This is a genomic window from Anabaena sp. UHCC 0399, assembly GCF_034931465.1.
Lineage (GTDB): Bacteria > Cyanobacteriota > Cyanobacteriia > Cyanobacteriales > Nostocaceae > Trichormus > Trichormus minutissimus.
Genome location: NZ_JAYGGZ010000012.1, coordinates 18,257 through 30,235 on the forward strand (window position 1 = coordinate 18,257; position 11,979 = coordinate 30,235).

The following is an 11,979-nucleotide window of genomic DNA, read 5'->3' on the forward strand; positions in this document are numbered from 1 at the left end:
ATCTGTAATAGTTGAGAGGAAAGACTAATTCGTAATTACAGTTCGTAGTAAGGACTTTAGTCCTTCTTTATCAGCACTAAAATGCTTACTACAAACCATCAAAAAACTAACAAAGTTCTAGCGATCAAGCGAGTATTTCAGAGTAATATTAACAGTTGTATTTTTGCTGACAGCAAAACTTGATTTATTGAACTTGGGTGTACCTGTTTGGATAGATACAGTAGGATTGTTAGAAATCCCAAATCCTTCCTTGGGAATGCCAAAGAAATCAGAATCAAGTTTTTGATTACCGTTTTGATCATCTACAACAGCTACGGCATAAGTACCAGGCTTTAAGCCATAGAAATGCTTAGTAAGTGACTTACCTGTAATGCGAGTACAACCACTTTGCACTTCACTGGTGTCACTCATTGGAAAACCTTTTTCGCTAGCGTAAACTCTCATGCAAATCTGGCCTTTTTGATGCCGGATACCGTTAACTACAACACTTAACTTAGCTGTAGGTTCTGCATTCAATGGTCGAATACAAGTGAAGCTCAATAAAGTCGCTAGTAAAAGATGATTTAATCGAGCAATCTTCAACATATTGTTGTCCTCATTAATAGATAATTTTTGACTGACTACTTTTGTTCGGAAGCGATAAATCGCGTTTCTACTCCCTGTGTTTGCAGTGGGTTATAATGCAATACGGTTCAGTTAAGTGAATAGTAGGTTGGGTTGAGCGATAGCGAAACCCAACAAAGTCTTGATAATCTTGGGTTAGCCGATGGCAAGCCCCTCCGGGTCTACGTTTCTCAACCCAACCTGCAACAGTTTTGTTTTTAGCCTTAACTGAACTGTATTGGGTTATAATGCCAAATCTGCCAAAACTGTCGTGCTGCTATCAGCAAATCTTTAAGTAATAAAGACTCCTTTCCTCTGAGTTTCTGATATAAACTGATAGCGCAACGGATATAATCATGTAAACTCATTTGCAACAGACATACAAAACTTCTATTACCATAGCTATGGGCAATGGAGCATTGAAGTAAAATCTCCTTTGCTCCCCTGAACCCTTATTTAAGTAGTTTTTGGATATCTGTCTTTTCTAGCCATGTTTTGGTTTGATGCAGCCCTGTTTCTAAATCAATTTTTGGTTTGTAATCTAACAAGCTTTGAGCTTTAGCAATAGAACAAGCATAGGGACGACTCATAAAATCTACTGACTCTGGTAGAATATCGGCTTTTTTACGAAACAGTTTTTGCCCTTGATGACGCAGTTTTAAAAACAGTTTGATTTCATCTTTACCTAAAGACATTGGTGCAGGTAAACCTTCCATTGCTGCTAGGCGCATAAAATATTCTTTCCAGGAAGTTACTTCTCCATCGGTGATATTAAATATTTCACCGTATGTCTGTTTTTCAATTGCCAAAAAAATGGCATCAATGAGATTATCTACATAGACATGATTAATTACACCTGGCCTATCATTGGGATAGGCAAATAACTTTTGTCGCATGAAGTGAATTGGTCTGACAACCCAAGGTAAGCTTCCCGGCCCGTAAACATCGCCAGCACGAATAATAATCATGCCGAAATCTGGGGGAGAATTCAGAGGTAGAAGTTCAGCTTCGGCGGCAATTTTGGTTTCACAGTAGGGGTTGTCGCTACCGGAGAGTGTACCGGATTCCGTAATGCGATCGCAATAATCAAACCCATACACTAAAATACTGGAAAGATGCACAAAAGTTTTCACCCCAGCACTTTTGGCAGCTTTGGCTATATTCACTGCACCGCCAACATTCACTTCCTGAAACTGTTTGATAGGGCCAGCTTCTTCGGTAATTTGTGCTGTGTTTAAAACAATGTCTACTCCCTGGCAAGCTTTTTTAGCAACAGCCGCATCGGTGATATTCCCAATAATTACTTCAGCCCCCAATTTCTTAGCTGTGTCAGATTTATTAGAACTTTGCAGTCCACGCACCTTCATTCCCTGTGCTATGGCTAACTCGGCTGCACGCAAGCCGATAAATTCATCAATTCCAGTAATTAGAAGAGTTTTGTCTTGTAAATTCATAGTTCAGAGTTTATTGTTTTACTAAAAGGGAGTAGGAGAAAGAATTTTAGATTTTAGATTAAATCCCAATCCAAAATTAAAAATTGAATTGCCCAATCCCTAAAAAATATCAGCCGGGTCTGCGGAACGCAGTTTGTTAATAGCAAGTGCGCCTGAAGTGATGCACATTAAAACGGCGGAAACAAAGACAATTAAGGCATTATTCGCCGTCATCATAATGGGTAATTTTGTAGCTGCCATTGCAAAGTCATACAAAGCGATAGAAACTAAAAATCCTGGTATATAAGATAACAATGCCAAGATGATAGCTTGTTGAAAAACCACATTTAAGAGATAAGAATTGGGATATCCAATAGCTTTTAATGTGGCATAAGCGATAAATTGTGTGGCAATATTGCTGTAGAGAATTTGATAAACAATTACCACACCTACAACTGAAGCCATTGTCAGCATGAGGTTCAAGATAAAACCAATTGGTGTTCTAGCAGACCAATATTGTTTTTCAAAATCAATAAAACCTTGACGAGTGAACACCCTCACATCATTAGGTAAATTAGCTCGCAAATTTTCTAAAACTGTTTCTTGATTGGCATCAGCTTTCAGGGTGATGATACCTATATCTATTTTTTCGACGGGGCGCGTGTTGGGATTAATCCGCAGAAAAGTTGCGTCACTGACAATTAAGTTACCATCCACACCAAAGGAAGGGCCTAAGCTAAATAAGCCACCAACTCTGACTTTATATCCTCTTGGCCCATCAAAGGGGAAGATTTCAATTGTCTGTTCGGTATCTCCTTTGTCAAAATTCGCTGCAATGGGGCCAAATTCTGGTCTTGCATCCCTATCAAATAACATGACATCAGGAATTTTCAGCTTATCCAAGTTTTGCTCAATTTCAGGAATATTTAAGACAGATTTGCCTGGGTCAAACCCCATCACATATATAGAGTATTTCTCACCAGTAGCAGGGTTTTTCAATTTAGCAAATTGTAAATACATGGTGCTAATTGATTCCACACCATCAAAACCTAAAGTTTGGTACAAACGAGTTCGAGAAAAACTTTGATTTGATGTCAAAGATTTATATTGAGAACTTACTAAAAATAAGTCCCCTTTAAGACTTTGGTGTACTGCGGTAGCACTAGAATAGAGAGCATCTTGAAAACCAAGTTGCACAAACATCAGCAAGACAATGAAGGCGATACCAGCTACAGCCACCAAAAATCGAATTTTTTGTTGGACTAGCTGTAGCCATGCCAAAGGAATCTTAAAATTCATGGCTTTTTATTAATGAGGAAATGGGGATAAGGGGCAATGGGGAATGGGGACAACTTTTTTCTGCCCCATGTCCAATGACTAAATCTGAATAGCCACATCAACCTGTAAATTTGTTAACCGAGATACACGTTGATTATCTGCGGGTTTATCGATAGATACTTTAACTTCAATGATTCTGCGGTCTGTGTCAAAGTTGGGGTTAATGCTAAAGATGCTTTGTTTGTCAACTTGCAACCCAATTTCCTGAACTGTTCCTTGCAATTTACCGCTAAATGCAGGACTAGTAATGATTACTTTTTGACCTAGCTGAACCTTTTGAATATCGGTTTGATAGACTTCTGCAATGACATACATTTGAGAGGTTTTACCAATATCAGCAAATCCAGTGTTGCTAATAACCTCACCTTTTTTGGCATGAATTTTTAACACTTTGCCATCGATAGGAGCTTTAATATAGGTCAACTCCTGGTCAGCTTTGGCTTGTTTGATAGCTGTTACAGCACTCTTAACTTCATTTTGTGCCAACTCTACATCTACAGTCCGCACTTCTTGAACGCTGTTGAGTCTGGCTTTGGCTTCTTTGATTTGGTCGGCGAGGGTGTTTTGAATCCTGCTGAGACTAGCTTTGGCTTCTGTTAGTTGTTGCTGTGTTGTTTTCAGTTGTAATGCTCTAGTATCTGCTACAGAAGCTGAGACAGCACCTTCTTTGACTAACTTTTGATATCGCTCATTTTCCGTTTCAGCGTTATTAACTTCTGCTTGGATACGGTTAATTGTTGCCTCTTGAGTAGCAATTTCTCCTTTGAGTTGTGACTGTAACCTAGCAATAGTAGCTTTTTGGGCGGCAATGTCTCCAGGTTTAGCACCTGCTTTAACTTGTGCTAGTTGGGTCTTAGCAATTTCTAGTTTATCTAAAGCCTGTTGTAGAGCTGCGGTAGCACGGGCATAATCTTCTAAATACGCCAATACTTGCCCTGCTTTTACTTCGTCGCCTTCTTTCACCAAGAGTCTTTCTACTCGGATACCATTAGTAGAACTAGGTGCTGACAAGGTAGTTACTTTACCTTCAGGCTGCAAACGTCCTAAAGCTGTGACAGCAACTTTCACTGGCGCAGCTTTGGGAGAATTAGCGGCGGTTGGTTGGTCTTGAGAGCGAAATTTATTTGGCGTAAAACTGTGTAAAGCAACTATTCCAGCCGCTAAAGTGATTGAAGCTGCCAAAATTAACCGCCACCTGCCTTGAGGTTTGATAAATAACTGGCGCAGGCGTTCTTTATTTACTTCCATATTTTTTATTCCTAATTGGTGTGATGAGCCAGGAATACGATTGGGGATTGGGGACAAATCAAGTCAAAAGCCAAAAGTCAAAAGCCAAAATTAATTAAATAACTCCTGGGGATTGGGGATTGGGGACTGGGGATTGGGTAATAGAGCTTTTCGTGCGTCCTGGTGTACGCAGTTAATGCCGTCTACTATGAGCAATTTTTCCCTGTATTCTTATGAATGAGCTGAAAATCTAATTAGGTTTATGTAAATGCTTTAAGATTTTGATACATACCGCAAACAAGTTACTTAGCGGCAACATTAATGATGGTGAATCGACTACAAATCTTTCTCTGTTTTACCTTAATTAGACTTCGCATCAAGTAGCGTAAAATACGCTTGCACTTTTGAACAACTTAAATTCCCATCAATACGAAGCGCGGAGTGGAAATTAATGAGAAGAATTTACTAAATACGTATTTAATCATTGCAAAAAACTTTGATTTTGTCAATCGATTGGGGATTGGGATAGGTTATTTGTATTGAGTATTATTGATGAATTGCGATCACCTCCGGTGGGCGGGTACGCCATCAGCTACGCTGGGCGGAACGCCATAGCCACTGTTGTGTAGTATTGGACATTATCATGGGTTATGTGAGTAAAATCATCGTTTCTAGATATTCTTGAAACATATTTAGCGTATCTTAGTCGTAATGCTGAGTGATTCGACTCACTGTCTTAAATTTTGCATTTTGAATCGCTTATGTCTACAGTACCCATAGACCAAATTAAAATCGGTCGCAACCGCCGTCCGGTCAAGGGTGACAAGGTTGATGAACTCAAGGAGTCAATTCAGGCGAATGGTCTATTGAACCCAATTACGGTAGACCAAAAGTTGAATTTGATTGCTGGACTGCATCGGCTGACGGCTTGTAAGTTGTTGGGATTAGAGGCGGTTGAGTGTAATATCGTCGCTTATGCTAGTGCTGAACAAGCGCGGTTGGCAGAAATTGACGAAAATTTGATTCGCAATGAGCTAGAACCTCTAGAACGTTCAGAATTGTGGTTGGAACGTGACCAAATTCTGGAACGCATGGGTTTACGGGCGAAGGTGGGAGACAATCAACATACTTTCAAAGGTGGTGAAACAATTTCACCACCCAAAAGAACTTTAGAGTTAGCTAGGGAAGCTGGTTACTCAGAACGCACGTTTCAGCATGGTAAGCAAATTGCTAAAAGTATTCACCCAGAAGTTAAACAGCTAATTAAGGGTACGCCAATTGCTGATAGTCCTACAGCACTTTTAAGTGTCGCGAGAGCTGGGACAAAAGAGCGTACCTTAGCTACCGCCGCACAACAGGCTAAGGAGTTCGCCCAAGCTCAAGGAGACACCGCCGAAGCTCAACGCCAAGCGCAACTAGTAGAAGAATTCCGGGCGAAGCAAAAAGAGTTACAGACATTAGCTTACAAAAGTGCTATGGCGCAAAAGGAAGCTAAATTAGCTGTGAAGAAAACTCAAGAGATCGCCTCCCCTTCACCTGCTCAAGCTTCCCCCACTATCCAAACAGGTGATGAATGGATATTAGGCAGACATCTTGTATATTGTGGTGACACCTCCCAGCCGGAATTTCGCAACTTATTACCTTCAGATGCAGCATTAGCGATCGCCACTCTCTCACCCACCTGGGAGCATAATTACTTGGTAGATGAAGCCAGGGTTGTGGCTGTCATTCGTGCTGAAGGACATATTTATGATTTCTACAAACAAAATCAAATGCCTTTTCAATATGAATTATTACTAGGAAATCTCTATGTAGGGATTTTTTCTCATCAATTAATAGTAAAACCCCAAAACCCAATTAATATTGAAGGCGTGGAGGGAATTATTAATTATTTGCTCAATTTGTACACCAATCCTAATAATTTTGTGATTGCTCCATTTATGGGACACGGTGAAATTCTCATTGCTTGTGAAAGATTAGGACGTATTTGTTTTACGGGTGACAGCAATTCAGAATTAGTTAACCGTGGACTGGGACGCTGGCAGAAATGGACTGGTAAACAAGGACAGAAAATAGGCTTGGTGTCTTAGTATTTTGTTGGTTTTGAACCACAGAGGCACAGAGGCACAAAGGAAATTAAATGTTTAAAGTTGCATACTTTGTTTATTCTGCACAATATATAGAAGAAATATTTGCTTAATAAATACTCCTTAATCATGTTCGGTCATTTATATTAAAAATTCATCAAAAATCATCTCTTGATTATGATGTGCTGCTGAAAAATAAATTCTCGCAGCTATGTAATCAGATCGGTGTATTGATGAAATGTTTACGGGCTTGACTAGAAAGTGTAACTGGTATCTGCATCGATATCAGGTCAACCTTACAGCCGACATCAAGCAAATTGTCAGCTTGTGTTTATAAGTCCTCAATTATACTAATGTGCTATGGCTAATTTGAGATTTTCATCAACAAATATCTATTATGTTTATAAAATTAATTTAAACCAATGATTTAGTTTCTATGAACTGTGCTATTCTTTGTATTAATTCAATGCTTAAAAGCAGCGAGGCAAATTAGTTATTTATGTGCGAGTAGAACAGTAGTAAAAAATGACTAAAGCTAGCTGCATCTCCATCGCTTTCTCAATGGTTGATAATTCGTTTAAAGGACTGTATTAACTCGGATTCAAGATGGTATTTCTTCTGTAACGAATTTGTCAACTTTTTGGGATCGAATCCCATAACATATATTATCCTGGACGCTGAAACTGGCTATGGCATTCATCAAAATACAGAACGTTGTCATTAATACCAGCTACGTGGCTGCGGTAAAACTAGATCATCAAACTAGTTTGGGAGAAGAAAGCGTTTCTGTCCTAATAGCTACTCCTAAGTTTCCGTTGCTCCAGTTAGATACAATTGCTCAAAATTTCTACCATTACGAATGGGTGGAATTTACCGGTTCAGCAGCTACCGCGCTTCAAGATTATTTTACTAGTTTCAATAACGTCATCGACTTGTTGCCGCCATATCAAGAGTCGAACGTTGGATAAGATGATTCAGAAGGCAGAAGGGAGAGAAATCTTGACAGCCAATTCCCAATGCCCACAGATGCTTAACAAGAAATAACACTAGTCAGGGTAAGCAACAGCAATTATACCAATTATTCAAAATTCATTAATAGTTCGCAACTCAGAAACCCTAGTAAAACCTGGATTTCTTAATTACGAATTACGAATTACGAATTACGAATTGGTATTCCTGTCGCTGCACAATCCACAGTACCCCAGAACAGTATATACCCTATGTCTGCTAATTCAATTGATACTGCCTTAGCGGAGTTAGAAACCCAGATTAATAATTGCGAAAAGGCTTTGTTGCGGTGTATTGAGGAAAAAAAAATGAACTCGGAAAAACCAATGTCAATTAACAAAATTAACAGACAACTACAACAAAATCCTATCGCCATCATCGGTATGGCATCATTAGTTCCTCAAGCCAGAAATTTGCGGGAATACTGGCAAAATATCATTAACAAAACTGATTGTATCACCGATGTTCCTTCTACTCACTGGAGCGTAGAGGATTACTACGACCCCAACCCCAGAACCCCCGAAGATAAAACCTATTGTAAACGCGGTGGGTTTATTCCAGAGGTTGATTTTAACCCGATGGAATTCGGTATCCCTCCCAGCATTTTAGAAGTGACTGATGTTTCGCAACTATTAAGTTTAGTAGTTGCAAAAGAAGCAATGGAAGATGCCGGTTATGGCGAATCTCGTGAATTTAACCGCGAGTTGGTGGGGGTAATTTTAGGGGTAGCCATGGCCAAGCAATTGGGTATGCCGCTATCTGCACGCCTAGAATATCCCATTTGGAAGAAAGTCCTTAAAAGCAGTGGACTCTCTGATGAAGACACCGATAAAATCGTCGAAAAAATCAAAAGTGCCTACATCAAGTGGGATGAAAACGCCTTCCCTGGGATGTTAGCTAACGTCGTCGCCGGACGCATTGCTAACCGCTTGAACTTTGGCGGGATGAACTGCGTAGTTGATGCAGCCTGTGCTAGTTCCTTCGGCGCATTGAAAATGGCCATTAGCGAACTAGTAGAACATCGTGCTGATATGATGCTAACTGGTGGTGTGGACACCGATAACACCATCATGGCTTATATCTCCTTCAGCAAAACCCCGGCTGTTTCTCCCAGTGAGAAAGTTAAACCCTTCGATGCCAAATCTGATGGGATGATGCTGGGTGAAGGTGTTTGTATGTTGGTGCTGAAGCGTCTAGAAGATGCAGTCCACGACAACGATAAAATTTACGCGGTTATCAAAGGCATCGGTACTTCCAGCGATGGCCGCTACAAGAGCATTTATGCACCCCGCAAAGAAGGACAAGTCAACGCCTTGCGCCGTGCTTACGAAGATGCAGGTTTTTCTCCTGCTACTGTTGGTCTAATTGAAGCCCACGGTACAGGAACAATGGCTGGCGACCCCACCGAGTTCGGTTCTTTAAGAGACTTCTTCTCTAAACACGACAACAAAAAGCAGCACATCGCTTTGGGTAGTGTGAAGTCCCAAGTCGGACACACTAAAGCGGCTGCGGGTGCAGTCAGCTTAGTTAAAACCGCCTTGGCATTACATCATAAAATTCTGCCCCCCACAATTAATATTACTGAACCAAATCCCAAGCTCAATATTAACGAATCATCTTTTTATCTCAACACTGAAACTCGCCCCTGGATTCGGGCGGAAGGTGAAGCACCAAGACGCGCGGGTGTAAGTTCCTTTGGTTTCGGTGGGACAAACTACCACGTAGTTTTGGAAGAATACGAAAGCGAACAAAACCGCCCCTACCGTTTACACAGCACCCCCCGCGAAATCCTGTTATTTGCCGCCAATCCTGGGGAACTGCTGAAAAAGTGTGAAGAAGTTTTAGGTAACTTGCAATCAGAAGGTGGTGATAGACACTTCGCCCAGTTAGCGCAAGAGTGCCAAGCTTTAGAAATTCCCCAGAATGCAGCGCGAGTTGGCTTTGTCGCGGAAAATCTGCAAGAAGCCTGCAAGTTTATGCAAACTAGCATTGGCTTACTGAAGCAGAAAGGTACAGCAACTAATTGGGAGCATCCCCAAGGGATTTACTACCGTGCATCCGGGATGGAATTAGGCGGTAAAGTGGTATCCTTGTTCTCTGGTCAAGGTTCTCAATACCTGGAAATGGGTAGAGAACTGGTGATGAACTTCCCCACCCTGCGCCGTCTATTCGGTTACATGGATGGCTTGTTACTTCAAGATAACTTGCACTCCCTCTCAGAAATTGTTTTCCCTCATCCTGTATTTGATGAGTCCGAGAAAAATGCTCAAGTTGCTGCATTGCAACGCACAGAATACGCACAACCAGCGATTGGGGCATTTAGTGCAGGTTTATATTCCATTCTTAAGCAAGCTGGCTTTAAGTCTGACTTTGTAGCTGGACACAGCTTTGGTGAAATTACCGCTTTGTGGGCTGCGGGTGTATTGAGTGACCAAGATTATATGTACCTAGTTAAATCTAGGGGTCAAGCAATGGCTGCACCCAAAGACCCTGACCATGATGCAGGGACAATGCTGGCGGTGAAGGAAGACATCGGCAAAATCGAACCGATTCTGAAGCGATTTCCACAGGTAAAAATTGCTAATTACAATTCTCCCACCCAGTTTGTCTTAGCAGGGCCAACCACCGAAATTGCTAAAGTCCGTCAGGCTTTACAAGAACAAGGTTGTGCAGCTATAGCGTTACCAGTATCCGCCGCTTTCCACACCTCCTTGATTGCTTTCGCTCAAAAGTCATTTGCGATCGCTACCAAAGCAGTAAAATTTAATGAGCCAAAAATCCCTGTATTTACCAACGTTACAGGTAAGCAATATTCCCAAGACCCCCAAGCAATTCAAAAAATCCTGGAAACTCACCTAGCTAACTCGGTGCTGTTCAAGCAGGAAATTGAAAATATTTATGCGGCTGGTGGTTCTTGCTTCGTGGAATTTGGCCCGAAGAGAATTTTAACTAACTTAGTCAAAGATATTTTAGGCGATCGCCCCCATATTACCGTCTCCTTGAACCCCAGCACTCAGAAAAATAGCGATCGCTCTTTGCGGGAAGCAGTGGTACAAATGCGGGTAATGGGTATGCAGTTGAAGAACCTCGACCCATACCAAACCCAGCCTACCCTACCCCCAGCCGACAAAAAGAAAACTCTGAGTGTGACTTTAAGAGGCATTAACTATATTTCTGAAAAAACCAAAAACGCCTTCGTTCAAGCGTTGAACGATGGACACAAAGTTTCCTTACCTGCTGCACCTACAGTTAATGTCCCTGCTACCCCAGTGGAAGAAACACCCGCCATCTCTGCACCTGCGGTAACAATGACACCAGCAATGTTTGCCCCAGTCAAAGAGACTAACGGTAACGGACGCACTCCCAAAATTGCCAATCAGTCTACTATCACCACCAAAGCACAACCTCAAATGAACTCTGCGATCCTTGCACCTCAACTAGCCGAAGAGAAGAAGATGCAAACACCAGAAAAACTGGAAAACTTCCAGCGAGTGCTACAAAGCTTAGAGTACCTCATGACTCAGTTCCAGAACAACCAAACTGAGAACTTGCAAGTACATGGTACTTACCTCAACCATCAGATGGAATATACCAAAGCGTTCTTCCAACTGATGCAACAGCAAAATGCTTTGTTTGCTAACGCTAAGACCTCCCAAGAAGCTGCTCAACTCAAGCTAGTAGTGATGGAAAGCTTGGAACGCAGCATGATGCAGTTTCATTCCCAACAAGGTGAAACCCTCCGCATCCATGAAAAATATCTTCAGGAACAGCTAGCATACGCCCAAAACTTCTTTGACCTAATTCAGCAACAATATTCTCTGGTACTTTCCAGTGGGGTGACTGCACCAGCCACCGAGACACCAGTACAAGAAGTTAGCAGCCAAATCCCCGCTTTCAGCATCGACACACCAGTTGTTGAAGCACCTGCACCTGTAGCAAAAGTAGAACCCCAGCCTCAGCCAGTAGTTGAGCCTGTAGCAAAACCTGAATTCACCATTGCTGACGCGCCTGCACCCGCAGCTTGGCAAATGCAACCCGTGGTTGAAACACCCGTTGCTGCACCTGCACCTGTGGTTGAAGTTAGCATCCCCGCAGTCAAAGAAGTTGAAGTTACTCCTACACCTGCACCTGTAGCTGCTCCCGCCCTAAATTTAGCTGAGTTAGGTAACAACCTCTTAACGATTATCAGCGATAAGACCGGCTACCCAGTCGAAATGCTGGAAGTCGAAATGGATATGGAGGCTGACTTAGGTATTGATTCCATCAAGCGGGTAGAAATCTTA

General features: G+C 41.7%; 7 protein-coding genes. 3 read left to right on the forward strand and 4 right to left on the reverse strand.

Annotated elements, in window-relative coordinates; translation table 11 throughout:
• Positions 1–117: 117 nt before the first annotated feature.
• The 4 genes from VB693_RS08910 to VB693_RS08925 form a co-directional block, all read right to left on the reverse strand.
• Positions 118–585, reverse strand: coding sequence for a DUF2141 domain-containing protein (locus VB693_RS08910; RefSeq protein ID WP_323265950.1), 468 nt, complete (start codon positions 583–585; stop codon positions 118–120).
• Between the two features lie 470 nt (positions 586–1,055).
• On the reverse strand, positions 1,056–2,057 hold the full coding sequence (locus VB693_RS08915) for an NAD(P)-dependent oxidoreductase (protein ID WP_323265951.1): 1,002 nt from the start codon (positions 2,055–2,057) through the stop codon (positions 1,056–1,058).
• A 99-nt stretch (positions 2,058–2,156) separates the two neighbouring features.
• Positions 2,157–3,335, reverse strand: coding sequence for an ABC transporter permease DevC (devC, locus tag VB693_RS08920; protein ID WP_323265952.1), 1,179 nt, complete (start codon positions 3,333–3,335; stop codon positions 2,157–2,159).
• A gap of 78 nt (positions 3,336–3,413) precedes the next feature.
• Entirely contained in the window at positions 3,414–4,622 is a 1,209-nt protein-coding gene (locus VB693_RS08925; protein ID WP_323265953.1) for an ABC exporter membrane fusion protein, read from the reverse strand.
• Between the two features lie 740 nt (positions 4,623–5,362).
• Here VB693_RS08925 and VB693_RS08930 point away from each other — a divergent pair.
• From VB693_RS08930 to VB693_RS08940, 3 genes are all read left to right on the forward strand, one after another.
• The gene (locus VB693_RS08930; protein WP_323265954.1) at positions 5,363–6,691 is read left to right on the forward strand and encodes a ParB/RepB/Spo0J family partition protein; all 1,329 of its coding nucleotides are present in this window, start codon (positions 5,363–5,365) and stop codon (positions 6,689–6,691) included.
• A 686-nt stretch (positions 6,692–7,377) separates the two neighbouring features.
• The gene (locus VB693_RS08935; protein ID WP_323265955.1) at positions 7,378–7,656 is read left to right on the forward strand and encodes a hypothetical protein; all 279 of its coding nucleotides are present in this window, start codon (positions 7,378–7,380) and stop codon (positions 7,654–7,656) included.
• A gap of 252 nt (positions 7,657–7,908) precedes the next feature.
• A partial coding sequence (locus VB693_RS08940; RefSeq protein WP_323265956.1) for a beta-ketoacyl synthase N-terminal-like domain-containing protein occupies positions 7,909–11,979 on the forward strand: 4,071 nt, incomplete at its 3' end.

Bases quoted from the DNA above. Each gene is read 5' to 3' on its own strand.
- devC (WP_323265952.1), bottom strand. From the start codon at position 3,335: ATGAATTTTAAGATTCCTTTGGCATGGCTACAGCTAGTCCAACAAAAA.
- VB693_RS08915 (WP_323265951.1), bottom strand. From the start codon at position 2,057: ATGAATTTACAAGACAAAACTCTTCTAATTACTGGAATTGATGAATTT.
- VB693_RS08935 (WP_323265955.1), top strand. From the start codon at position 7,378: ATGGCATTCATCAAAATACAGAACGTTGTCATTAATACCAGCTACGTG.
- VB693_RS08930 (WP_323265954.1), top strand. From the start codon at position 5,363: ATGTCTACAGTACCCATAGACCAAATTAAAATCGGTCGCAACCGCCGT.
- VB693_RS08910 (WP_323265950.1), bottom strand. From the start codon at position 585: ATGTTGAAGATTGCTCGATTAAATCATCTTTTACTAGCGACTTTATTG.
- VB693_RS08925 (WP_323265953.1), bottom strand. From the start codon at position 4,622: ATGGAAGTAAATAAAGAACGCCTGCGCCAGTTATTTATCAAACCTCAA.